This is a genomic window from Pseudomonas sp. UBA1879 (genome assembly GCF_002338065.1).
In the GTDB taxonomy this organism is placed as follows: domain Bacteria; phylum Pseudomonadota; class Gammaproteobacteria; order Pseudomonadales; family Pseudomonadaceae; genus Aquipseudomonas.
The window spans coordinates 388,713-413,080 of the sequence record NZ_DDHJ01000004.1; the positions used below are offsets into that span (position 1 = coordinate 388,713).

Consider the following 24,368-nt stretch of genomic DNA (forward strand, 5'->3'; position numbering starts at 1 on the left):
GAGAAGAGGAGCGGCCTGGCCGCTCCTTTTTTGTATCTGGCTGACGGCAGGCTGTCTGTCCTCACGTGCGAACGTGACGCCTCAACCTTCCTTCAGGTACAATTCCCGGCTATTTTTCGGCGGGCAGTCTGCCTGCAACCTTTTTCGAGTGTTGATCCGTGAGTGATTTGAGTCATATCCGCAATTTCTCCATCATCGCCCACATTGACCATGGCAAGTCGACGCTGGCTGATCGTTTCATTCAAATGTGCGGTGGCCTCACCGAACGTGAGATGGAAGCCCAAGTGCTCGATTCCATGGATCTGGAGCGTGAGCGCGGCATCACGATCAAGGCCCACAGCGTCACCCTTTATTACAAGGCGCAGGACGGCATCACCTACCAACTGAACTTCATCGACACCCCCGGCCACGTCGATTTCACCTACGAAGTCAGCCGCTCGCTGGCCGCCTGTGAGGGTGCGCTGCTGGTGGTCGATGCTGGACAGGGTGTGGAGGCGCAGTCCGTCGCCAACTGCTACACCGCCATTGAGCAGGGCCTGGAAGTCATGCCGGTCCTGAACAAGATGGACTTGCCGCAGGCCGACCCGGACCGCGTCAAGGACGAAATCGAGAAGATCATCGGCATCGATGCCACCGACGCCGTGGCCTGTAGCGCCAAGAGCGGCATGGGCGTCGATGAAGTGCTGGAGCGTCTGGTGAAGACGATTCCGGCGCCGACTGGCAACATCGAAGACCCGCTGCAAGCGCTGATCATTGACTCTTGGTTCGACAACTATCTGGGCGTCGTCTCCCTGGTGCGTGTCCGTCACGGTCGCGTCAAGAAGGGCGACAAGATCCTCGTCAAATCCACCGGCAAGGTCCATCTGGTCGACAGCGTGGGCGTTTTCAACCCGAAACACACCGCCACTGCCGACCTGAAAGCCGGTGAAGTAGGCTTCATCATTGCCGGCATCAAAGACATTCACGGTGCGCCGGTAGGTGACACCCTGACCCTGAGCTCGACGCCGGACGTTGAAGTCCTGCCAGGCTTCAAGCGGATTCAGCCGCAGGTTTATGCGGGTCTGTTCCCGGTCAGCTCCGACGATTTCGAAGATTTCCGTGAAGCCCTGCAGAAGCTGACGCTGAACGACTCGTCGCTGCAGTACACTCCTGAAAGCTCCGACGCACTGGGTTTCGGCTTCCGTTGCGGCTTCCTTGGCATGTTGCACATGGAGATTATCCAGGAGCGCCTGGAGCGCGAGTACGACCTGGACCTGATCACCACGGCGCCCACCGTAATCTTCGAACTGCTGCTCAAGACCGGTGAAACCATTTACGTCGACAACCCGTCGAAGCTGCCAGACCTCTCCAGCATCGAAGACATGCGCGAGCCGATCGTGCGGGCGAACATCCTTGTGCCTCAAGAGCACCTGGGCAACGTCATCACACTGTGCATCGAGAAACGTGGCGTTCAGCACGACATGCTGTTCCTCGGTACGCAGGTGCAAGTGACCTACGATTTGCCGATGAACGAAGTGGTGTTGGACTTCTTCGACCGTCTGAAGTCCACCAGTCGCGGTTATGCATCGCTGGACTATCATTTCGACCGCTATCAATCGGCGAGCCTGGTGAAGCTGGATGTACTGATCAACGGTGACAAGGTCGACGCTTTGGCGCTGATCGTGCACCGGGACAATGCTGCCTATAAAGGTCGGGCGTTGACTGAAAAGATGAAAGAACTGATTCCTCGTCAGATGTTCGACGTGGCAATTCAGGCTGCCATCGGTGGCCAGATTATCGCGCGTACAACCGTCAAGGCGCTCAGAAAGAACGTACTGGCCAAGTGTTACGGTGGTGACGTGAGCCGTAAGAAAAAACTGCTTGAAAAGCAGAAGGCCGGTAAAAAACGCATGAAGCAGGTCGGTAACGTGGAGATTCCACAGGAAGCCTTCCTTGCAGTGCTCAGGTTGGAATAGTCAGGCCCTATGTCACTAAATTTCCCGCTGTTGTTGGTCATTGCCGTATTCGTTTGCGGTCTGCTGGCCTTGTTCGATCTGATCATACTGGCGCCGCGTCGGCGGACGGCGATAGCGAATTATCAGGGCAGCGTCAGCCAGCCGGATGTCGCTGTCGTCGAGCAGTTGAACAAGGAGCCATTGCTCGTCGAGTACGGCAAGTCGTTCTTTCCAGTGCTGTTCATCGTGCTGGTGCTGCGATCGTTTCTGGTCGAGCCCTTCCAGATTCCCTCGGGCTCGATGAAACCGACGCTGGACGTGGGCGATTTCATTCTGGTCAACAAGTTCTCCTACGGCATCCGCCTGCCGGTGATCGACCTCAAGGTGATTCCTGTCAGCGACCCGCAGCGCGGCGACGTGATGGTGTTCCGTTATCCGAGCGACCCCAACGTGAACTACATCAAGCGCGTCATCGGCCTGCCAGGCGATGTGATTCGCTACACCAACGACAAGCAATTGTTCATCAACGGGCAGTTGGTGGCCAAGCAGCTTGTCGGTTCGGAGCCAGGCACCTTGGGCAGCGCCGAGCTTTACAACGAGAAGCTGGGCGAGGTCGAGCACCAGATCCGTCAGGAAATGAGCCGCTACCGTGCGCCGCCCGACCATGAGTGGACAGTGCCCGCAGGTCACTACTTCATGATGGGCGACAACCGCGACAACTCCAACGACAGCCGCTACTGGGATGACCCCAATATTCCCAAGGATGAGCTGGGTATGGTTCCCGACAAGAATATCGTCGGTAAGGCATTCGCTGTCTGGATGAGCTGGCCGGAGCCTAAACTGAGCCACTTCCCGAACTTCTCGCGGGTCGGCTTGATCAAGTGACACCGATGCGGCGCTGTCTGACACAGCGCCGTATGTCATTTCGGCAGGCTATGCTGCAAAGCTCAGCTTGCAGACAGCAGTGACGGACTATTCTTGAGGGCAAACATGACTTCCGCCGGTTCGCAAAAAGGCTTGTCGTTCATTGGGTGGCTGGTCCTGCTAGCCCTCGTTGCATTTGCCGCGAGCACCGCAGCCAAGGTCGTGCCGCATTACCTCGATTACATGTCGCTGAAGAAAATCATCGAGGCCGCGGGAACCGACAAGACTGCGGATGTCAGCAACAGCAATGAGTTCTATGACTATGTGGCCAAAGGCATGCAGGTCAATAACATTCGGGATGTGGATTTGAACAAGGCGTTAAGCGTGACGACGGAGAACAACAGGTTCCTCGCCCATTTGAAATACGAACAACGTGAGCCACTGATCCAGAACATCGATCTGGTGGTCAAGTTCGACCACGAATTCAGTGTGGGTAAACCGTGAGCGTGTCATTGAGTCGCCTGGAGCGTCAGCTCGGCTATACCTTCAAGGACCAGGAATTGATGGTTCTGGCGTTGACCCACCGCAGTTTTGCCGGTCGTAATAACGAGCGTCTGGAATTTCTCGGTGATGCCATTCTCAACTTCGTGGCCGGCGAGGCGCTGTTCGAACGCTTTCCTCAGGCCCGCGAAGGCCAGCTATCCCGTTTACGCGCACGTCTGGTGAAGGGCGAAACCCTCGCCTTGCTGGCGCGCGGTTTCGATCTGGGTGAATACCTGCGACTGGGTTCCGGTGAATTGAAAAGCGGTGGCTTCCGTCGCGAGTCGATTCTGGCCGATGCCCTTGAAGCGCTGATTGGCGCGATCTATCTGGATTCGGGCATGGACATGGCGCGCGAACGCGTGCTGTCCTGGCTGGCCAGCGAGTTCGACAGCCTGACGCTGGTGGACACCAACAAAGACCCGAAAACCCGGCTGCAGGAATTCCTTCAGTCGCGTGCCTGTGAGTTGCCGCGCTACGAAGTGGTGGACATTCAGGGCGAGCCGCATTGCCGAACGTTTTTCGTCGAATGCGAGATCACCTTACTGAACGAAAAAAGCCGGGGACAAGGGGTCAGCCGTCGCATTGCCGAACAGGTAGCCGCGGCCGCAGCCCTTATCGCCCTGGGTGTGGAGAACGGCAATGACTGATTCAACTGCAACACGCTGTGGCTATGTCGCCATCGTTGGCCGGCCAAACGTGGGCAAGTCGACGCTGCTCAACCACATCCTCGGCCAGAAACTGGCGATCACCTCGCGCAAGCCGCAGACCACACGCCACAACATGCTGGGTATCAAGACCGAAGGCGCCGTGCAGGCGATTTACGTCGACACCCCTGGCATGCACAAGAACAGCGACAAAGCGCTGAACCGCTACATGAACAAAACCGCGTCGGCCGCGTTGAAAGACGTCGATGTGGTGATCTTCGTGGTGGACCGCACCAAATGGACCGAAGAGGACCAGATGGTGCTGGAGCGTGTGCAGTACGTAACCGGGCCGCTGATCGTCGCGTTGAACAAGACTGACCGTATCGAGGACAAGGCCGAGCTGATGCCGCACCTGTCCTGGCTGCAGGAACAGCTGCCCAATGCACAGATCATCCCGATTTCCGCGCAGCAAGGGCATAACCTCGAAGCGCTGGAAAAGGTGATCGCCGAACACCTGCCGGAAAATGATCATTTCTTCCCGGAAGACCAGATCACGGACCGCAGCAGCCGTTTCCTTGCTGCCGAGCTGGTGCGTGAGAAGATCATGCGTCAGTTGGGTGCCGAGCTGCCGTACCAGATCACGGTCGAGATTGAAGAGTTCAAACAACAGGGCAAGACCCTGCACATTCACGCCCTGATTCTAGTCGAGCGTGATGGCCAGAAGAAAATCATCATTGGCGACAAGGGCGAACGCATCAAGCGCATTGGCTCCGATGCCCGCCGCGACATGGAAGTGTTGTTCGACTCCAAGGTGATGCTCAACCTGTGGGTCAAGGTCAAAGGCGGCTGGTCCGATGACGAACGCGCGTTGCGCTCGTTGGGTTACGGCGACCTCTAAGCATTTATTGCTTCACTTGTGGGAGCGAGCTTGCTCGCGAAGAGGGTGTAACGTTCAACATCGATGTTGACTGGCGCACCGCGTTCGCGAGCAAGCTCGCTCCCACAGTGGTTTCAGTTGACCATGAATTCATGTTCGCTCATCGAGAAGTGCATGTCCCCAAACGCTCCCGCCAGCCAACTCGCCTATGTGCTCCACAGCCGGCCCTACCGTGAAAACAGCGCGTTGGTGGACTTCGTTACGCCTCAGGGTCGTCTACGTGCCGTGTTGCGTAGCGCCAAAGGCAAAGCGGGTTCGCTGGCGCGGCCGTTCGTGCCGCTGGAAGTCGAATTTCGTGGGCGCGGCGAGCTGAAGAACGTGGGACGCATGGAAGGCGCCGGTATCGCGGCCTGGCTGGAAGGCGATGCGCTGTTCAGCGGCCTTTACCTCAATGAACTGTTGATTCGCCTGTTGCCTGCCGAGGATCCACATCCGGGCGTGTTCGAACACTACGCCGCGACGCTGGCCGCGCTGGCTGAAGGTCGAGCGCTGGAACCTTTGTTGCGATCTTTCGAGTGGCGCCTGCTGGACGACTTGGGTTACGGTTTTGCCCTCGACGCGGACGTTAACGGCGATCCACTTGCCACAGACGGCATGTACCGCCTGCAAGTCGACGCCGGCCTTGAGCGGGTGTATCTGTTTCAGCCGGGTCTGTTTCAGGGGGCAGAGCTGCTGGCCATGTCCGAGGCGGACTGGAGCGCGCCGGGTGCGTTGTCAGCGGCCAAGCGGCTGATGCGTCAGGCGCTCGCCGTGCATCTGGGTGGGCGTCCCTTGGTGAGTCGAGAGCTGTTTCGCAAGCCCTAGCGACACGATTTTTTAAATCAGCGACAGGCCGATGGCCTGTTCAGATCACGTTTCAGGAGACCACAGTGACCCACAGCACCCGCATTCTGCTCGGCGTGAACATCGACCACGTGGCGACGTTGCGCCAGGCACGTGGCACCCGTTATCCCGACCCGGTGAAAGCCGCGCTGGACGCTGAGGAAGCCGGGGCCGACGGCATCACCGTTCACCTGCGTGAAGACCGCCGGCACATTCAGGAGCGCGATGTGCTGCTGCTCAAGGACGTGCTGCAGACCCGCATGAATTTCGAGATGGGCGTCACCGAAGAGATGATGGCGTTCGCCGAGCGCATTCGTCCCGCGCACATTTGTCTGGTGCCGGAGACCCGCCAGGAGTTGACCACTGAAGGCGGTCTTGATGTCGCCGGTCAGGAAGCGCGGATCAGGGCGGCGGTGGAGCGTCTGTCGGCCATCGGCAGCGAGGTGTCGCTGTTCATCGATGCCGATGAGCGTCAGATCGAGGCGTCAGCGCGTATCGGTGCGCCCGCCATCGAGTTGCACACCGGGCGTTACGCCGATGCAGAAACGCCAAGCGAAGTGGCTGAAGAGCTTCAGCGCATCGCCGATGGCGTGGCCTTTGGCATCCAGCAAGGCCTGATCGTCAATGCGGGCCATGGCCTGCATTACCACAACGTCGAAGCGGTGGCCGCGATCAAGGGCATAAACGAGTTGAACATCGGGCACGCGTTGGTGGCCCATGCGCTGTTCGTGGGGTTCAAGTCGGCAGTGTCGGAAATGAAGGCGTTGATCCTGGCGGCTGCGGCCAAGGCCTGATTCGCTAGCCGATTGCGCTGGCGCACCTAGGACCTCTAGGAGCCGGCTTGCTGGCAAAAGCGGTGGGTCAGTTACAGATGCTTGGACTGACACGCCGTCTTCGCCAGCAAGCCGGCTCCCACGGGGTTTGCGGTGTTCGACGGAGCGGCCCTTAGGCCTTGCGCCCCACGATCACTGCCCGGCGTGGCGCAGGCAACCCTTCCACGGTTTTGCTCGGATCAGTCGGATCGAGGAAGTCGCTGAGGGACTGGTATTTCATCCATTCGGTGCTGCGTTGTTCTTCGACCGTGGTGGTGCTGACGTCCACACAGCGCACGTCGACGAACCCGGCTCGGCGCAGCCACAGTTCCAGCGCCGGCACTGACGGCAGGAACCACACGTTACGCATCTGCGAGTAACGGTCTTCCGGCACCAGCACCTGATGCACGTCGCCTTCGACGACCATGGTCTCCAGCACCAGCTCGCCACCCTTCACCAGGCAATCTTTCAACGCCAGCAAATGGTCGATGGGCGATTTGCGGTGATACAGCACGCCCATGGAAAACACCGTGTCGAAGCCTTCCAGCCGCGCAGGCAGGTCTTCCAGGGCGAACGGCAGATGCCAGGCAGGCAGGTCAGGCAAATAGCGCTGCATCGCCTGAAACTGGCAGAAGAACAGCCAGTTCGGGTCGACACCGATGACGCTGTCGGCGCCCGCGCCGAGCATGCGCCATTGGTAATAGCCGTTGCCGCAGCCCACGTCCAGCACGCGCTTGCCCACCAGGTCCAGATGCGGCGACACCCGCGACCACTTCCAGTCCGAGCGCCATTCGGTGTCAATGTGAACACCAAACACGTCGAACGGTCCTTTCCGCCAGGGCGACAGGCCCATCAATGCTGCACGCGTTTGTTCGCGGGTGGCGTCGTCACAATCGGCGTCGAGAATGAAGTCGTCCTTGAGTTCGACTCGGCTCGGCGTCAGGTCAGGCAGCGCGTTAAGGGCGCCTTGCCACCGCTCCAGATCGCCGTGGCCTTTTTCCATCTTCGCGTCGAGCTGCGCTTGCAGGCTTTGAGCCCAAGGGTACAAAGGCGTGCCCGCCAGACGGCGGACGAGGGGGGTGAGATCGATCATGGCAGGGCAATCAATGAGGCGAAATTAAGGCACTGGAACCAAGGCACGACTTTGGAGAATCCTGCAGCGAGCAGGCGTTCGCGGTGTTGTTCAAGGCTGTCGGGTTTCATCACGTTTTCAATCGCTGAGCGTTTTTGGGCGATTTCCAGTTCGCTGTAGCCGTTGGCGCGCTTGAACGCCACGTGCAGGTCAGTGAGCAGCGCCTGTTCTTCGGGGTCGTCGAAACGCAGCTTTTCCGAGAGGATCAGCGCACCGCCCGGCAACAAGGCCTGACGAATGCGAGCGAGTAATTCCAGACGCTGCTCAGGGGCGATGAACTGCAAGGTGAAGTTCAGCGCGACGACTGAAGCAGGCTGGAAGTCGAGCGCCAGAATGTCGCCCTCGATCACTTCGACCGGCAGCAACTCCTGAAACATCGAGTCTTGCGCGTTGAGGTATTCGCGGCAGCGCTCGACCATCGCCGTGGAGTTGTCGATGGCGATCACCCGGCAATCGTCGGTGCGGACATGGCGGCGCAGCGCTTGAGTGACGGCGCCCAGCGAACTGCCCAGGTCATAGAGCACGCTGTGGGGTTGCGCGAACTGCGCGGCGAGCACGCCAAGGTTCTCGACGATGGTCGGATAGCCCGGCACCGAGCGCTTGATCATGTCGGGGAACACCCGCACCACGTCCTCATTGAAGGCGAAGTCGGGCACCTGTGGCAGGGGCTGGGCGAACAGGCGGTCGGGTTCTTGGCTCACGGCGGTTCCGATGGGTATGGCGAAAAGTCGGGCATTTTAGCGATTGTCTGACCCCGCCGAAACCTCAACTCATCGTGCGGGCCGGGGTTTTCACTTCACCGTGATCGCGCAATCGAAGGTGCGCTCAGGCCGCACTTCCGGTGCCCATGGCTGTTGGTAGACCATCATCAAATGCCCTGTTCCGGCATTGGCGGCTTTGTAACGCCAGACCGACTGCCCGGAGGTCCCGACCACGCCGACGTCTTCCGGGGTGTTGAACACTTCAGGGCCGAGGGCGTTGAGGATGTCGGGAGCAGGATTCTGCATCAGCCAGCGATGGCCGGTGGTGGGGTTGCTCGGGAGCATGAGCAGCAGGGTCTGGCCGGTTTTGAGCGTGATCGGGCAGTCTTTCTGGTCGTCGAGGGAGACGACCTGTTTCGGTGACTGGGCGCAAGCGGCCAGCAGAGCGAGGCTGAACGGGACGAGCAAGCGGGCAGGGGTCATGAGAGCTCCGGTCGTGGGCGACATGGGGCCGAGCATAACTGATGAGGACGACATTGAAACCTTGTAGGAGTGAGCTTGCTCGCGAAGGGGCGTGTCAGTGGCTGTCGAGGAGACTGACCAATCGCTATCGCGAGCAAGCTCACTCCTACAGGTCTGGCCTTTCGCGAGCAAGCTCAATCCTACAGGTCCTGCGTTTAAGGCTGTGGGAGCGGAGGCATCTTTGCTTAGAACAACACCTTCGCCACGTCCGAAAAGCGTTTGGCGAAGTGTACGGTGATGCCTTCTTTCAGGTAGTCCGGCAGTTCTTCGAAGTTGCCGCGGTTGGCTTCCGGGAGGATGAGTTCGAAGATTTTTTGCCGACGCGCTGCGATGACTTTTTCGCGCACCCCGCCGATGGGCAGGACGTGGCCGGTGAGGGTCAGTTCGCCAGTCATGGCCACGCCTTTCTTTGGCGCCTGATTGCGTGCCAGGGAGAGCAGGGCGCTGGCCATGGTGACGCCGGCGCTCGGGCCATCTTTTGGCGTGGCGCCTTCTGGCACGTGCAGGTGCACGAACGCCTCGTCGAAGAAGCCCTTGTCGCCGCCAAACTTGGCCAGATTGGAGCTGACATAGCTGTAGGCAATTTCCGCGGACTCTTTCATCACGTCGCCCAATTGCCCGGTGAGCTTGAAGCCGCGGTTATGGGTGTGGATGCGGGTCGCTTCGATGGGCAGGGTCGCGCCGCCCATGCTGGTCCAGGCCAGGCCAGTAATCACACCGGTGCCTGACAGCACTTGCTCGTTGCGGAAGACTGCCATGCCGAGGGAGGCTTCGAGGTCTTTCGGGCCGATCTTGACGACGGTGTTCGGGTTGTCCAGCAGCTTGACCACGGCCTTGCGCACCAGCTTGCCGAGCTGTTTTTCCAGCTGCCGCACACCGGCTTCGCGGGCGTAGCCATCGATCACGGCGCGCAGGGCGCTGTCGCTGATGCTCAGGCTGTTTTTCGATACCCCGGCTTTCTCCAACTGTTTGGGCCACAGGTGGCGTTTGGCAATCGCAAGTTTTTCTTCGGTGATGTAGCCGGACAGACGAATCACTTCCATGCGGTCCAGCAGCGGGCCGGGGATCGAATCCAAGGTGTTCGCGGTGCAGACGAACAGCACTTTCGACAGGTCCAGACGCAGGTCGAGGTAGTGGTCTAGGAATTCGACATTCTGTTCCGGGTCTAGGGTTTCCAGCAGCGCCGAGGCCGGATCGCCCTGATAGCTTTGGCCCATCTTGTCGATTTCATCGAGCATGATGACCGGGTTCATCACCTCCATATCCTTCAAGGCCTGCACCAGCTTGCCCGGTTGAGCGCCGATGTAGGTGCGGCGGTGGCCCTTGATTTCAGCCTCGTCGCGCATGCCGCCAACGCTGAATCGGTAGAACGGACGGCCCAAGGATTCGGCAATCGACTTGCCGACGCTGGTTTTACCGACGCCCGGCGGGCCGACCAGCAACACGATGGAGCCTGCGATTTCGCCTTTGTAGGCGCCGACCGCGAGGAATTCGAGGATGCGGCTCTTGATGTCGTCGAGCCCGGCATGGTGCTGATCGAGCACCTTGCGCGCGTGTTTCAGGTCCAGCTTGTCTTCGCCGTACAAACCCCACGGCACCGAACTGGCCCAGTCGAGGTAATTGCGGGTGACAGCGTACTCCGGTGAGCCGGTTTCCAGCACCGAGAGTTTGTTGAGTTCTTCGTCGATGCGTTTACGCGCCTGAGGCGGCAGCGTCTTGCCTTCCAGGCGTTGCTCGAACTGTTCGATGTCGGCGCTGCGGTCGTCTTTGGTCAGCCCCAGTTCTTGCTGGATGACCTTGAGCTGTTCTTTCAGGAAGAACTCGCGCTGATGCTCGCCAATCTTGCGGTTCACTTCGGCAGAGATTTCTTTCTGCAAGCGCGCCACTTCGACTTCCTTGCGCAGCATCGGCAGGACTTTTTCCATGCGTTTGAGCACAGGCACGCAGTCCAGCACTTCCTGCAACTCGACGCCGGTGGCGGAGGTCAGGGCGGCGGCAAAGTCCGTGAGCGGCGAAGGATCATTGGGGCTGAAGCGGTTGAGGTAGTTCTTCAGCTCTTCGCTGTACAGCGGATTGAGCGGCAGCAGTTCCTTGATCGCGTTGATCAGCGCCATCCCGTAAGCCTTGACCTCGTCGGTCGGCTCATTGGGTTGATGCGGGTACTCGACTTCCACCAGAAACGGCGGGCGGTGATGCTTGAGCCAAGTCTTGATGCGCACGCGGCTCAGGCCTTGGGCAACGAATTGCAGCTTGCCGTTTTCGCGGCTGGCGTGATGGACCTTCACCAGCGTGCCGTACTCGGGCAGGGCCTTGGTGTCGAAATGCCGCGGGTCTTCGGGCGGCGTGTCCATGAAAAACAGCGCCAGAGAGTGGTGATCGGATTTGCTCACCAGCTCCAGGGTTTCAGCCCAAGGTTCTTCGTTGACGATGACCGGCAACACTTGAGCCGGGAAGAATGGGCGGTTGTGAATCGGGATGATGTAGACCTGATCCGGGAGGTTCTGGCCAGGGAGGGCAAGACTTTTGCGATCTGAGCCGATGACTTCGTGTTCGTGGTCGTCATCGGACGAATGGGTATTGTCTGTTTGCTGGTCGCTCATGGGGCACCTGCATGAATGGAGATGAGGCTTAGATGGGGCAGTCGGGCTCAGGTTTCAATAGCGGCGGTCGATAGCAATGAATATGGGCTTCGAACGAAAAATCTGTGGGTGCTGTGCCTTTCCGTGTCGAGCCGTATATGATGGCGTTGTGCCTGCTTTTAACGCGTGATCATCCGACATTCGCCGGTGAATCTCGTGGGGACGTTGCAATTCATTGCCAGGGCCGGCGCTTTTTTTCACCGACCAAGCCGCTCTGGACCTGCGTATGAATTTTGTTGCCTCTTGCTTTCTGGTCATTGCCTGCGTGCTGTTGGGCGCTGCCGCCAATGCCGCCACCCTCATCGCCGAGTTTGTCGATGGGCAAGGCAAGCCGTTGAAGGATGCAGTGTTGACGCTCCAGGGGCCTGCTGGCAAAGCTGATCCTTCGCCCAAGGCTGACATGGATCAGCGTAACCAAATATTTGCCCCTCACGTGCTGGCCGTGCGCACCGGCACCCAGATCAAATTCCCCAACAGCGACAACATCCGCCATCAGGTCTATTCCTTTTCGCCGGCCAAACGTTTCGAATTGCGTCTGTACGGCGGCACGCCTTCCGAGCCTGTGTTGTTTGACAAACCGGGTGTCGTCGTCCTCGGCTGCAACATTCACGACTGGATGTTGGGCTATGTGTACGTGACGGACGATCCCTGGTTCGGCGTGAGCAATGACCAAGGCTCGCTGACCCTCGATCAGATGCCCGCGGGCCATTACGTGGCGACCCTGTGGCACCCTCAGGCGCCCGACATGCAGCCTGTGTCAGGCGGCGAAATCAACATTCCGGCCGCGGGCCTGCACACGCGCTTCAGTATTGCTGTGCAGCCCAAGGGTGATGACACGCCCGCAGTGCCAGCGCCCAGTGCGTTCGGCGATGCCTTTCACAAAGCCGCCCACGAATGAAACGACGCATTAGTTTCCAGGCGCGCATCGCAGGCGTGCTGATCCTGCTGTTGCTGATCGTGATCGGCGCGCTGGCCGTGGCCGTCAAGGCGGCGACGCAAGACGCTGTGCGCAAACAGGCGCAGGCACAACTCGACGTGGGGACGCGGGTGTTCGAGGGCCTGCTGGAGATGCGCGGCAAACGCTTGCGCGACGCGGTGCAGTTGCTCTCCAGCGACTTCGGTTTCCGCGATGCGGTGGCCTCGGCGGACTCGGCGACGATTCGCTCGGTCCTGCAAAACCATGGGGCGCGAATCAACGCCAATGACATGTTCCTGCTGGGCATGGACGGCACGGTCCTCTCGAGCACCGTGGCGCAGATCCCGGAAGGGACGGCGTTTCCTTATACCCAGGCGCTGCGCGACCTGAAAGCCCACAATCAGTCGATGCTGATCGTGCCGTTGCAGGGCAAACCGCATTTGCTGGTCGAAAGCACGGTATTGGCGCCGCTGCCCATCGCACGGGTGGTCATGGGCTTCAGCATGGACGACGACCTTGCTCAGGAGTTGCGTTCGCTCAGCGGTCTGCAGGTGTCGTTTCTCTCGGTGGTGCATCAGTTGCCGGGTCAGATCATCAGCACCCAGCCACAGCCGCTGTACGACAGCTTGCGGGGCGTGATGCTCAGCAAAGGTCAAGACGAGATGCTGATGACCGAGCACGCCAATCAGACGTTCCTCAGCAAGCGCCTTGAATTGGGCAACACCGGCGACAGCAATGGCGATCAGGTCGTGGCGCTGCTGCAAAGCCCGCTCGATCAAGCCATGCTGGCCTTCGCGCCGCTGGATGAAAAGCTGTTCTGGATCACCCTCGCCGCGTTGGCGGGGTCGTTGATCGGCGCCTTGTTGCTGGCGCGAAGCGTCTCGCAGCCGGTGCGGGCACTGGCACTGGCGGCGGAGCGTATCGGCGAGGGCGATTACGGCACGCCGGTCAACCTTGAGCGCAGCGATGAGCTGGGCCTGTTGGCGGGGGCGATCAATTTGATGCAAAGCGGCATCGCTGAGCGCGAGCAGCAATTGGCGCACAACGCCCTGCACGATGGCTTGACCGGCCTGCCCAATCGGGCGCTGGTGATGGAGCGCCTGGGCAGCGCTATCGCAGCCGAACGCGCCGTAGCGCTGTTGTACCTGGGGATCGAGAATTTCCGCGCGATCAACGACAGCATCGGCCCGGAAGGCGTGGAGCACCTGCTGCGAGTCATCGGTGAGCAGTTGCAACTGCCATTGCGCCCGGGCGACACCGTCGCGCGCCTGTCGGGCAATGAATTTCTCTTGCTGGTGCACAACGCCGAGATCGACAGTGCCGTCGCCGTTGCCGACCGTCTGCAACGCCTGCTGCTCAGGCCTCAGCGCATCAACGATCACGACATTTCCATGGACGCCTGCATCGGCATTGCGGCGTATCCCGCCAACGGCAACTCGCCCTCAGAGCTGGTCAGCCGAGCCTCGATTGCGCGGCAAGACGCCACTCAACTGCCCGGCCGCTTGCAGGTTTACGAAGATGGCCGCGACTTGGCGCACCAGCGTCAGATCAGCCTGATTCGCGACTTGCGGCACGCTGCGCGCAATGGCGAGCTGATGCTGCATTACCAGCCCAAACTGGACATCCGCAATCATCGCGCGCGCCAGGCCGAGGCGCTGTTGCGCTGGCAGCATCCGCAGTTCGGGAACGTTTCTCCAGCGGAGTTCATCGTGCTCGCCGAACGCACCGGGAGCATTCAGCTGCTCACCCATTGGGTGATCGAAGAAGCCTTGCGCCAATTGGCAGAATGGGGCCGCCGAGGTTTGCAGGTGCAGTTGTCGGTGAACATTTCTGCCGACGACTTGCTCAGTGGCGATCTCGCGGACCGCGTATCGGATCTGCTCAAGCTGTATCGGGTGCCCGCCGAACAGCTGATCTTCGAGATCACCGAAAGCGCGGTGATGCGCGAACCTGAGCGAGCGTTGCTGGTGCTCAATCGTCTGCGCGAATGCGGTATCAGCCTTTCGGTGGATGACTTCGGCACCGGCTACTCTTCACTGGCACACCTTAAGCGCTTGCCGGTGCAGGAGTTGAAGATCGACCAGTCGTTCGTGCGCAATCTCGATGAAACCAGCGAAGACGCGGTGATCGTGCGCTCGACCATCGAAATGAGCCACAACCTGGGACTGAAGGTGGTGGCCGAGGGCGTCGAGTACGCCCACAGTCTGAAGCTGTTGGAGCGCTGGCACTGTGACACGGCGCAAGGGTATTTGATCAGTCGGCCGCTCAGCGCGGCGGCATTCGAAGCCTGGATTGCCAAGGCGCACAGTTCACCCGGCATGATGATTCATTGAATTGGTTAAAGGTTATGACACGTAGTCTCTCGGCTGTTATCAGCCCGGTGGTGTTAGCAGGGGTGGTGGGTGGTGCCGTCGGCATGAATGCGCCGTGGGTCGAAGCCGATCAGGGGCGTCTGATCGCGACCGGGGGTGCGAGCAGCATCGAAGGCGCGGCCGGCGGCGGGATCATCCCCTGGGCGGTGCTCGCCAACTATGACGAAAAAGGCGAGTGGGGTGCGAACCTGTTCGGCACCCACGTCAACCTTCCGGACTACACGCTTGACGTTGCGGGGATGGCAGCGTCCTACGGCAACCGCGTGGAAGTGTCCTACGCCCATCAACGATTCGACCTCGGCTCGCTGGTCCACAAACTGAGCCTGCCGGAAGACAACCTCACGCAAGACATTTTCGGGGTCAAGGTGCGCCTGTTCGGCGACCTGATCTATGACCAGCTGCCGCAGGTGTCGCTGGGCGTCCAGTACAAGCATCAGAACGATTTCCTGATTCCCCGTCTGGTGGGCGCGAAACGCGACGCCGACGTCGAAGGCTATCTGACGGCCAGCCGTTTGTTCATGGGCGCGGCGTTTGGCTACAACGTGGTGGTCAACGGTGGCGTACGTTACAGCCGGGCCAACGAAACCGGGCTTTTGGGCTTTGGTGGCGATCGGCGAGACACCCGCAGCGTATTGAAAGAAGGCTCTGTGGCGCTGCTGTTCAATCCCCGTTGGGCCGTGGGCGTGGAATACCGCGAGAAGCCCGACAACCTGTCGTTCGCGGGCGAAAGCGATTGGGCAGATGCTTTCGTCGGATGGTTTCCGAACAAGCATGTGTCGGTGGTGTTGGCCTACGCGCGTCTGGGCGAAATCGCTACGCTGGACAACCAGAACGGCACCTACCTGTCTGTGCAGGGGAGCTTCTGATGATCCGAGTCTTGCAGTGGATCGGTGCGCTGAGCCTGGCCTTGTTGGCCGGCTGCGCCCAACAGCCGCCCAAGGATGACAGCCTGTATCAGGCGTTGGGCGAGCGCGCGGGGATTCAGAAGATCGTCGAGGGCATGCTGTTGCACATCGCCAAGGACGACCGGATTTACAAGTACTTCGCCAAGGTCGACATCGTTCGCGTCCGCGACAAATTGGTGGAGAAATTCTGCGTGGAAGCGGGTGGGCCGTGTACCTACACCGGCGACACGTTGGCTGAGGCGCACAAAGGAATGAACATCAGCCGGGGCGATTTCAATGCGCTGGTGGAGAACCTGATCGATTCCATGGACGACCAACACATCCCGGTGCCGACGCAGAATCGGTTGATCGCCCGGTTGGCGCCGCAGCGTGGGGACGTGATCGAGAAGTAGAGTGGCGACGGCTTCAACGTGGATCAGCCATTGATGACCTGCTTGACCCTCCGCCGTTGTCCGATCGCGGTTCGGGCCGTCCCACTGCACCGGTTGCTGCCCCAGCTACGGCGCCCGGGTTGAGTGTCGTACCCGAATGAAAAAGGCGGTCACCTCTCGATGACCGCCTTTTTCACTTCCAGCTCAAGACCGGACCAGCGAATCACTCCGGCAGTTTGTACGCAATGATGTAGTCGCCCATCCGTGTGCCCAGGGAGCCGTGGCCGCCTGCAACGATCAGCACATATTGCTTGCCGTCCTTGCCGGTGTAGGTCATCGGAGTCGCTTGGCCACCTGCTGGCAGACGTCCGGCGAACAGTTCCTTGCCGGTCTTCACGTCGTAGGCACGCAGGTACTGGTCGAGGGTCCCGGCCAGGAACCCGACGCCGCCTGCCGTCACCATCGAGCCGCCCATGCTTGGCACGCCCACTGGCAGGCCGATCGGCACAGGGGTGTTGTCGCGGCTGGTGCCGTTTTTGTGTTTCCACACCACTTGATTGGTGGTCAGGTCGACAGCAGCGACGTTGCCCCACGAAGGCGCCTGGCACGGCATGCCGAGCTGCGACAACAGCGGGTGCATGATCACCGCGTACGGCGCGCCGGTGTTCGGCTGCACGCCACTGGTTTCGCTTTCGCGCTTGCTGTTGGCATCGACCTTGGCGCGAGGTACCAGTTTGGAGACGAAGGCCATGTAGTTCGGGCTGGTGAACATCAACTGACGCACCGGATCTACCGACACCGCGCCCCAGTTGAACACACCGACGTTACCCGGGTAGACGATGCTGCCTTGCTCGGATGGCGGCGTGTACTGACCTTCGTAACGCAACTCCTTGAACTGGATGCGGCACAGCATCTGGTCGAAGGCGGTGGCGCCCCACATGGCTTTTTCGGTCAGCTCAGGTGGCAGCATGTTCAGTTGCGAACGGGCCTGGGTCGGCGACGTGTGATCGCCCTGCGCAGCGCCCGTCGGGGCCGGGACTTCGTCGATCGGCACGATCGGGGTGCCGTCGCGGCGATCCAGCACGTACAGGCTGCCTTGCTTGGTCGGCTGAATCACTGCCGGCTTCACGCCGTCCTTGGTTTTCAGGTTGATCAGCGTCGGCTGGCTCGGGACATCCATGTCCCACAGGTCGTGGTGAGTGAACTGGTAGTTCCAGCGCACTTTGCCGGTGTTGACGTCCAGCGCGACCAGGCCAGCGCTGTATTTCTCGGCGCCGGGGGTGCGGTCGCCGCCGTATTGGTCAGGCATTTGGTTGCCCAGCGGCAGATAGACCAGGCCCAGTTTTTCGTCGACGCTGGCCAGCGACCACATGTTCGGCGCGTTGCGCGAGTAGAACTGATCGGCTGCGATCGGCGCTGTGGCGTCCGGGTTGTTCGGGTCCCAGTTCCACACCAGCTTGCCGTCGTGCACGTCGTAGGCGCGAATCACCCCGGATGGCTCGTCGGTCGACTCGTTGTCGGTGACGTGGCCGCCGATGATGATCAGGTTGCGCGTGATCGCGGCCGGCGAGGTGGCGTAGTAGCCACCGGCGGTGAACGGGCCGATGTTGGCGCGCAGGTCGATGGCCCCTTTGTTGGCGAAGTCTTCGCAGACTTTACCGGTGTCGGCGTTCAGCGCGATCAAGCGCGCGTCGGCCGTTGGCAGGTACAGGCGACGCGGGCAGGACGTCGCGATCGCAGTGCCTGCAGCTGACAGTGCTGCAGCGGGAGCGCCAACGTCGGATTTGGCATAGGCCGCTTCGTCATAGTACGAGACGCCACGGCAGGTCATGTGCGCCCAGCCGGTGAAGTTTTTCGCGCCTTCTTTGGAAATCTGCGGATCGTACGACCAGATCGTCTTGCCGGTGTCAGGGTCCAGCGCCAGCACTTTGCTGTGCGGGGTGCAGGCATAGAGCATGCCGTTGACCTTGAGCGGGGTGTTCTCGTTGGTCAGCTCGACCGGGTCTTCTGCGCTCGGCAGATCGCCCGTGCGAATGCGCCAGGCTTCTTGCAGCTTGCCGACGTTCTCCGGGGTGATTTGCTTCAGCGGCGAGTAGCGGTTGCCGTGTTCGGAGCGACCATAGGCCTGCCAGTCGCCGTCAGGCATGGGTTGCGGATCGTACGCTACGCCCGCGTCATCACGGTCCAGCGTGCCTTTGATCTCACCCGGGCTGGTGAACTGACTGGCGATGGCCGTCAGGCCGGCCAGCACAACAGCGATGCTCAACGCCGCAGTCGGCAGGCCACCAGGCTGACCGCGCAGCACCGGACGGCGGAACCACGGCAGCAGCATGACGATGCCGAGCACGAACCACAGCGACAGACGTGGCACCAACTGCCACCAATCCAGGCCGACTTCCCACAAGGCCCAGACCGTACTCAAAAACAGCACCAGCGCGAACACACCCAGTGCCGCACGGCGGCCCTGAATCAGCAAGATGCCAGTGATGATGAAGCCGATCCCGGCCAGCAGGTAATACAGCGATCCGCCCAGTGTCAGCAGCTTGATACCCCCGGCCAATAAGGCCAGGCCCATGATGAGAATCACCAGCCCGAGCAAGCTCGGCAACCGGCGACCCTTACCGAAAGCACCGTCAGTGCTCATAGTGTCGTACTCCGTAACGATTGATTGGTTGACGCTAAATCCTTTGTCGCGTTGTGGCTTGGAAGCCATGGCCTTAACGCTAGTTCCTCAAGGGCAATACAGAAAGGTGAATCACACCGATCAGCTTGACCGTCGACGCGTTGGACGGCCTCACTGAGTCGTCAGCGACGATCAATGGGATCTGATGCCAAGTCGTTTCGTGCAGCGTCGATGAGGTCTAGGGCTGTACAAGAGGGAACGTCGGATTAAACGTTTCAGCAGATTGAGACCGGCAATGATAGGGGCCTAACGAATTTTAAAAAAGACGAGTTTGCGACATGGACAGTTACGGGGTGCGCAACAGTCACCCAGAGTAGGTAGGGATGTCTCTCAGGAAAGGGTCTCAGCTGCATAACCACGCGCGTGTGGCTGGGAGGGCGGTCAGCGTTGCGGCGTATGTATAAATGTGGCTTGCGCGGCGGGATCTGCGGGGCCGGCTTGCTGGCGAACAGGGGGCGTCAGTCCGGGATCTGACATCGACTCCCCTGCGCGCCAGCAGGCTGATTCTTACAACGTTTCGCCCTTCTGCCAAAAGCAGGACGCTGCCATCAGAATGTCGTGCGCAACCCCACTTCAATGCTGCGACCTTGCGCGGGGGCAATGTCACGGAGGATCGAGCTGGCGTAGCGCACTGTCTGATTGGTCAGGTTCTCGCCATTGACGAACGCCAGCCACTGACTGCTGCCAACGTTGAATTTATAGCCAGCGCTTGCGCCGAGGGTGGTGTAGCCGTCGGTGCCGCTTTCGTTATCGGGCACGCGACCTTGGGACGCCGCGTGTTCGACGTCGATGCGCGCCTGCCATTTGTCCAATTCCCACAACAGGCCGCTGTTAAGGCGCAGAGGGGCGATGCGCGGAAGGGCTTCCCCGGTGTCGAGGTTTTTGGCGCGCGTGTAGTCCCCTGACAGCTCCAGCGCGAATTTTCCGTAACGGTTTTCGCCCAGTTTCCAGTGGTCTTGCGCCTCGAATCCTGCAAAGCGCGCCCGCACGCCTTCGTAGGTGTATTCCGGGATGCCGTCGGGGTCGTCTTCTCCATCGTCGTTTAGCGTACGACCCGTTCCCAGCAAGCCGATGTAATTGGAGAAACGGCTGTAGAAAACGCCAACGCTGCCTTTGTGGGTGCCATTGTCGAAGCGCAGCGCCAAGTCGCTGGACACCGCTTTTTCCTTGGACAGATCGGCATCGCCCACTTCATAAGTGCCGGTCGCGACGTGGGCGCCATTGGCGTATAGCTCATAAAACGTCGGCGCGCGTTCGGTGTAGCCGAGGGTCGCGGCCAACGACCAGATCGGTGTCAGTGTGTACACCGCGCCCGACGACATGCTGCCCGCCGTGAAGCTGCTAGAGCGGTCGGCATTGGCGAAGCGCTCGTTGCCCTTGCCATCCGGGTCGACGGTGGTGTGTTCCAGACGACCGCCCAGGCTCAGTTTCAAGCGGTCGGTAGCCTGCAGTTCTTCCAGAATGAACAGCGCGCCGGCATCAGTATCGGTCTGAGGTACGAACGCCTCTTCGCCTAATGCCGAGAATTCACTACGCGTCACTTGTGCGCCAACCACGCCGTTCAGCGGGCCAATGGGCTGATGACGGGCTTCGACTCGGGCTTCGTATCCCTTGTTCTTGAACGTGGTGCCGACTTCACCGTCCTCGATTTCCATGTGCTTGTATTCGGTGTACCCCGCGTCAAGCTTCACCGAACTGAACGGGCCTGACAGGTTGCGGATTTCCGAGGCGAACGCGTAGTGATCCTGCTTCATGCGGATGCGCACGTCTTGCTCGGCGGGCGATCCGTAATTCGAGTCGTAATTGCTGTAGGAAAGCCCGGCGTAACCGTCGTCCCAGGTGTAGGAACCGCCGACAGCGCCGCCGTCCTGACGCCCGTCGCTGTTGCCCAAGCGATGTTTCTTGTCTTCACCATCCGCGTCGCGGGCGCGCTCATCGGCGGTGCGGGCGTAACCGGGGATTTTCAGGTCGTTGAATTCGCGGGCGTTGGCGTCCAGATGCAAAGCGAACGTGCCGTTGCCCGCTTCCAACTTGCCTGCGCTGCTGCGCGTGGTGTCGGCGCCGCCGTAGCGCAGTTCGCCCGCACCTTGAATGCCTTCGATGGCTTCAGTGGGGATGCGATTGTCGAAGGTATTGACCACGCCGCCGATGGCGCTGCCGCCGTACAGCAGGGCCGCAGGGCCGCGCACGATTTCGATACGATCAACGTTGACCGGATCCAGGGGCACTGCGTGGTCATACGACAGCGACGACGCATCCAGCGCACCCACGCCATTGCGCAGCAGGCGAATCCGGTCGCCATCCAGCCCGCGGATGATCGGTCGACTGGCGCCTGGCCCGAAATACGACGACGACACTCCCGGCTGTTTATTCAGCGTTTCGCCGAGACTGCCTTTCTGTTGCAGCGTGAGGTCGTCGCCGGTCAGCACCGTGCTCGGCGACGCCAGTTGATCGCTACCCAGCGGATTGGCAGTGATGGTCTGTTGTTCAAGCTCGATGGCGTAAACGGGAGAGGCGATGAGCAGCGAGGTGGCCAGCGGCGTCAGTCGCCAGAGCGGGGATTTGCAGGAGCGGGGCATGCAGCATTTTCCTTGGCAGGGTGAATCTCGGGAGTTCAGCCTGCTAGTGTTATAACATAACAATAAAAATGCAATCGTTTTGGGATTGATCGTGACTCGCGACGTTGAAGTTCCAGGTGCACTCGCCTGCGAACAGCGGTGTAAAAGGCTTGACTGGGCGGCTGATACATCGCAATCGCGGGCAAGCGCGCTCCTACAGGTTCTACAATCGCTTCACACCGATTCCCCGCTCCGCTAAGGTGCGCACCTCGCGAACACGTCTCCTTCATCGATTGCACATAGGCCTGCCATGACCACATCCCACGACAACCCACTGCACGGTGTGACGCTGGAGCAGATCCTCAACCGGTTGGTCGAGCATTACGAGTGGTCGGGGTTGGCTGAGCGAATTGACATTCGTTGTTTCAAAAGCGACCCGAGCATCAAGTCGAGCCTGACGTTTTTGCGCAAGACACCATGGGCGCGGGAAAAGGTCGAAGCCTTGTACGTGAAACTGGCGCGCACCAAACGGTGGTGAAAGCGCGTTTTACCCCAAGGATTGAACAAAAAATGCACAGCCCAACGTTGCCCCTGACGCCCGGTCAGCGTCGATACGCGACCGTTGCCGCGCTGCTCGGCTGGTTTGCGCTGGCAGTGCAGCTGTACCTGATTCTCTGGGGCCGTTGGACCGATCAGGCGAGTCTGATAGGGGGCCTGGTGCGGTTTTTCAGCTTCTTCACGGTGCTGACGAATACGCTGGTGGCCACCGCGCTGACCTGCGCGCTCACCGATCGCCATTCGGCTGGGCACCGATTCTTCCGCTCCCCGGTGGTCTGCGCCGGAATCACCACCAGCATTTTGTTGGTGGGCATTGCCTACAACCTGTTGCTGCGGCATTTGTGGAGCCCGGAAGGTTGGCAGCGGCTCGCCGACGAATTACTGCACGACATCATGCCGCTGGCGTTTCTCGGCTACTGGTGGCTGTTCGTGCGCAAAGGGCTGCTGCGCCTGAAGCATGTGCTGATGTGGATGCTGTACCCCACGCTGTATTTCGGCTATCTGCTGTTTCGCGGCAACACGTTCGGCGATTACCTGTACCCGTTTCTGGACATCGGCACGCTGGGTATCGAGCGCGCCTTGCTCAATGCGCTCGGAGTCTTGGCGGGGTTTGTGGGGATCGCGCTGGTGATTTGGTTGATCGACCGTGTAAGGCCAGACTGACCGACATTGTGTGAGCCGGCTTGCAGCCAGCCGGCTCCCACACATCTGTGGTGTTTACTCTTCCTCTGAACCTGCAATACGCCAATATCCGGCGGCCTTGACTGATCCTTCGTCGAGCTTGAACTCATCCAGCAACACCCGCCGAAGTTTGCGCGACAACGCCGCTTCCGTTGCCACCCATGCGTACAGCTCACCGCCGGGCAACTGCAAGTGGCGGGTGACCTCAAGCACATCCTGCTCGCCGCGCACTACCCAAATCACCTCGACCTGCGCCTGACTCGTGAGCGTCTGACGCTCGGCGCTATTGTCGATCTCGACCACCACCAACGCCCGACGATGGCTTGGCAGTGCTTCAAGGCGCCGTCCGATCGCAGGCAGGGCGGTTTCATCGCCGATCAGCAGATAGCTGTCGAAGATGTCCGGCACGACCAGCGAACCCCGCGGCCCGGCGATGTACAGGAATTGCCCCGGCTCAGCCTGCGCGGCCCAGCTGGCGGCAGGGCCGTCGCCGTGCAGCACGAAATCAATGTCCAGCTCGCCCGATGCGGCATCGTAGCGACGCGGCGTGTAGTCGCGCATGGCAGGGCGCGGACCGTCAGGCGCATTTGGGCTCGGTACGAAATTGTCCACGGCGGCCTGTTCTTCAGGGGTCGTCGCGAACAACAGCTTCACGTGGTCATCAGTGCCCAGGCTGATGAAACCGGCAAGTTCCGGACCCTGCAGGGTGACCCTTCGCATGCGAGGGGTGATGTCGGTGACGCGCAGCACCTCGAGTTTGCGGCGCTTGATCTCGTGGCTGACGCGATGAATCGATTGCGGTGCATTCATACGGACGTCTCCGAAGCGGAATGAGGACCTTCGGCGACGGCCTTGGCAGTCTCGTTCAAAAGATCGCGCACCCGGATGACTTCTTCCGGGGTCCAGCGCCCATGGTGCATTTGCAAGGCGTGGCGCAGGTTGTGGACCGCCTCGTGAATTTCCGGCGGTCGGTCGTGGCCGCGTAGTGAGCGTTTGCTGACTTGAATGCGCATCTTCACGCCGTCGAGGGCAACCGCTTGCTCCACCAGAAATTGCTGACCCGCGTCGGTGATCCGATAGCGCTTTTTGCCGCCCTCGGCATCGCCCGTGATCAGCTCGCTTTCTTCAAGAAAGGTCAGCGTGGGATAGATCACGCCAGGGCTTGGGCTGTAGGCGCCGTCGAACAGGCCTTCGATCTGGCGAATCAGGTCGTAGCCGTGGCAGGGCTGATCGGCAATCAGCGCCAGAAGCAATAATTTCAGATCGCCCGGGGCAAACACGCGGGGCCCACGCCCGCCACGCTCACGGCCTGTGCGTTTTTCAAAACCATCGCGGCCATCGCCGTGATCACCGAAGTGAGGGCGGTGGTGATGGGGGTGATCGTGTGAGTGGTCTCTCATCTTTCTCATCTCTCGTTACAAGTTAGATATACCTTAAGATATATCTTTATGTTTCGACAAGAGGCGTCAAGACGAACGGTTCTCATCTGGCGCACAGAGCACTGCGATTGAATTGGAGCTAGGCATCAAACCTTCGGAAGTAAGCTCGTTCGCGAACAGGCCAGCAAACACCCTGCAAATGCTGAGGCTGAACATCGAACCTGTAGGAGTGAGCTTGCTCGCGATGAGGTCCGCAAACACGCTGCAAATGCTGAGGCTGAACATCGAACCTGTAGGAGTGAGCTTGCTCGCGATGACGCCCGCAAACACGCTGCAAATGATGGGGCTGAACATTAGTCTTCCTGAGCAAGCTCACACCCACACAGTGTTCAACG

Annotated in this window: 22 protein-coding genes; 13 read left to right on the forward strand and 9 right to left on the reverse strand. The window is 60.3% G+C overall.

Annotated elements, in window-relative coordinates; translation table 11 throughout:
* The first annotated feature begins 158 nt into the window (after window positions 1-158).
* The 7 genes from lepA (at window position 159) to pdxJ (ending at window position 6,538) form a co-directional block, all read left to right on the forward strand.
* Window positions 159-1,955, forward strand: coding sequence for a translation elongation factor 4 (gene lepA / locus B3N48_RS04900; RefSeq protein ID WP_296180170.1), 1,797 nt, complete (start codon window positions 159-161; stop codon window positions 1,953-1,955).
* Window positions 1,956-1,964: 9 nt separating this feature from the next.
* Complete coding sequence (gene lepB / locus B3N48_RS04905; RefSeq protein ID WP_296180172.1) at window positions 1,965-2,819, forward strand: signal peptidase I; 855 nt, start codon at window positions 1,965-1,967, stop codon at window positions 2,817-2,819.
* 105 nt (window positions 2,820-2,924) lie between these two features.
* A complete protein-coding gene (locus tag B3N48_RS04910) occupies window positions 2,925-3,302 on the forward strand; it encodes a DUF4845 domain-containing protein (protein ID WP_296180176.1) in 378 nt (125 codons plus the stop codon).
* Window positions 3,299-3,988 (forward strand): ribonuclease III, encoded by a 690-nt coding sequence (gene rnc, locus B3N48_RS04915; protein WP_166596215.1) that lies wholly within the window; start codon window positions 3,299-3,301, stop codon window positions 3,986-3,988. The genes B3N48_RS04910 and rnc overlap by 4 nt, the downstream gene beginning before the upstream one ends.
* Window positions 3,981-4,883, forward strand: coding sequence for a GTPase Era (era, locus tag B3N48_RS04920; RefSeq protein WP_296180181.1), 903 nt, complete (start codon window positions 3,981-3,983; stop codon window positions 4,881-4,883). The genes rnc and era overlap by 8 nt, the downstream gene beginning before the upstream one ends.
* Window positions 4,884-5,036: 153 nt before the next feature.
* Window positions 5,037-5,726 carry a DNA repair protein RecO gene (gene recO, locus B3N48_RS04925; protein WP_296180184.1) on the forward strand — a complete coding sequence of 230 codons (690 nt, stop codon included), beginning with the start codon at window positions 5,037-5,039 and terminating at the stop codon, window positions 5,724-5,726.
* 65 nt (window positions 5,727-5,791) lie between these two features.
* A complete protein-coding gene (pdxJ, locus tag B3N48_RS04930) occupies window positions 5,792-6,538 on the forward strand; it encodes a pyridoxine 5'-phosphate synthase (protein ID WP_296180186.1) in 747 nt (248 codons plus the stop codon).
* Between the two features lie 151 nt (window positions 6,539-6,689).
* On the opposite strand, the gene cmoB is transcribed toward pdxJ, so the two are convergent.
* The 4 genes from cmoB to lon form a co-directional block, all read right to left on the reverse strand.
* The gene (cmoB, locus tag B3N48_RS04935; RefSeq protein ID WP_296180187.1) at window positions 6,690-7,649 is read right to left on the reverse strand and encodes a tRNA 5-methoxyuridine(34)/uridine 5-oxyacetic acid(34) synthase CmoB; all 960 of its coding nucleotides are present in this window, start codon (window positions 7,647-7,649) and stop codon (window positions 6,690-6,692) included.
* Window positions 7,646-8,389 (reverse strand): carboxy-S-adenosyl-L-methionine synthase CmoA, encoded by a 744-nt coding sequence (gene cmoA, locus B3N48_RS04940; protein ID WP_296180190.1) that lies wholly within the window; start codon window positions 8,387-8,389, stop codon window positions 7,646-7,648. Before cmoA ends, cmoB begins: the two co-directional genes overlap by 4 nt.
* Before the next feature lie 90 nt (window positions 8,390-8,479).
* Window positions 8,480-8,872, reverse strand: a complete 393-nt coding sequence (locus B3N48_RS04945; RefSeq protein WP_296180192.1) for a protease inhibitor I42 family protein — start codon at window positions 8,870-8,872, stop codon at window positions 8,480-8,482.
* A gap of 224 nt (window positions 8,873-9,096) precedes the next feature.
* The gene (lon, locus tag B3N48_RS04950) at window positions 9,097-11,511 is read right to left on the reverse strand and encodes an endopeptidase La (RefSeq protein ID WP_296180194.1); all 2,415 of its coding nucleotides are present in this window, start codon (window positions 11,509-11,511) and stop codon (window positions 9,097-9,099) included.
* Between the two features lie 265 nt (window positions 11,512-11,776).
* On the opposite strand from lon, the gene B3N48_RS04955 reads away from it, so the two are divergent.
* The 4 genes from B3N48_RS04955 to B3N48_RS04970 all read left to right on the forward strand — a co-directional run bounded on the left by B3N48_RS04955 (window position 11,777) and on the right by B3N48_RS04970 (window position 16,135).
* On the forward strand, window positions 11,777-12,448 hold the full coding sequence (locus B3N48_RS04955; RefSeq protein ID WP_296180196.1) for a methylamine utilization protein: 672 nt from the start codon (window positions 11,777-11,779) through the stop codon (window positions 12,446-12,448).
* The gene (locus B3N48_RS04960) at window positions 12,445-14,799 is read left to right on the forward strand and encodes a bifunctional diguanylate cyclase/phosphodiesterase (protein WP_296180198.1); all 2,355 of its coding nucleotides are present in this window, start codon (window positions 12,445-12,447) and stop codon (window positions 14,797-14,799) included. Before B3N48_RS04955 ends, B3N48_RS04960 begins: the two co-directional genes overlap by 4 nt.
* Before the next feature lie 83 nt (window positions 14,800-14,882).
* Complete coding sequence (locus B3N48_RS04965) at window positions 14,883-15,704, forward strand: DUF3034 family protein (protein WP_296181596.1); 822 nt, start codon at window positions 14,883-14,885, stop codon at window positions 15,702-15,704.
* Window positions 15,704-16,135 (forward strand): group 1 truncated hemoglobin, encoded by a 432-nt coding sequence (locus B3N48_RS04970; protein ID WP_296180200.1) that lies wholly within the window; start codon window positions 15,704-15,706, stop codon window positions 16,133-16,135. The genes B3N48_RS04965 and B3N48_RS04970 overlap by 1 nt, the downstream gene beginning before the upstream one ends.
* A 202-nt stretch (window positions 16,136-16,337) precedes the next feature.
* On the opposite strand, the gene B3N48_RS04975 is transcribed toward B3N48_RS04970, so the two are convergent.
* The gene (locus tag B3N48_RS04975; protein ID WP_296180202.1) at window positions 16,338-18,758 is read right to left on the reverse strand and encodes a glucose/quinate/shikimate family membrane-bound PQQ-dependent dehydrogenase; all 2,421 of its coding nucleotides are present in this window, start codon (window positions 18,756-18,758) and stop codon (window positions 16,338-16,340) included.
* A 587-nt stretch (window positions 18,759-19,345) separates the two neighbouring features.
* Window positions 19,346-21,376 carry a TonB-dependent receptor gene (locus B3N48_RS04980; protein WP_296180206.1) on the reverse strand — a complete coding sequence of 677 codons (2,031 nt, stop codon included), beginning with the start codon at window positions 21,374-21,376 and terminating at the stop codon, window positions 19,346-19,348.
* A gap of 289 nt (window positions 21,377-21,665) precedes the next feature.
* Between B3N48_RS04980 and B3N48_RS04985 the strand changes: the two genes are divergently transcribed.
* The gene (locus tag B3N48_RS04985) at window positions 21,666-21,893 is read left to right on the forward strand and encodes a VF530 family protein (protein WP_296180209.1); all 228 of its coding nucleotides are present in this window, start codon (window positions 21,666-21,668) and stop codon (window positions 21,891-21,893) included.
* Between the two features lie 32 nt (window positions 21,894-21,925).
* Window positions 21,926-22,576, forward strand: a complete 651-nt coding sequence (locus B3N48_RS04990) for a Pr6Pr family membrane protein (RefSeq protein ID WP_296180211.1) — start codon at window positions 21,926-21,928, stop codon at window positions 22,574-22,576.
* Window positions 22,577-22,630: 54 nt separating this feature from the next.
* Here B3N48_RS04990 and B3N48_RS04995 read toward each other — a convergent pair whose 3' ends face one another.
* The 3 genes from B3N48_RS04995 to B3N48_RS05005 all read right to left on the reverse strand — a co-directional run bounded on the left by B3N48_RS04995 (window position 22,631) and on the right by B3N48_RS05005 (window position 24,327).
* Window positions 22,631-23,404, reverse strand: coding sequence for a siderophore-interacting protein (locus B3N48_RS04995; RefSeq protein ID WP_296180215.1), 774 nt, complete (start codon window positions 23,402-23,404; stop codon window positions 22,631-22,633).
* A complete protein-coding gene (locus B3N48_RS05000; protein WP_296180219.1) occupies window positions 23,401-23,994 on the reverse strand; it encodes a PadR family transcriptional regulator in 594 nt (197 codons plus the stop codon). Before B3N48_RS05000 ends, B3N48_RS04995 begins: the two co-directional genes overlap by 4 nt.
* A gap of 66 nt (window positions 23,995-24,060) precedes the next feature.
* Window positions 24,061-24,327: a hypothetical protein gene (locus tag B3N48_RS05005; RefSeq protein ID WP_296180222.1), complete on the reverse strand. Its 267-nt coding sequence runs from the start codon at window positions 24,325-24,327 to the stop codon at window positions 24,061-24,063.
* Between the last annotated feature and the right edge of the window lie 41 nt (window positions 24,328-24,368).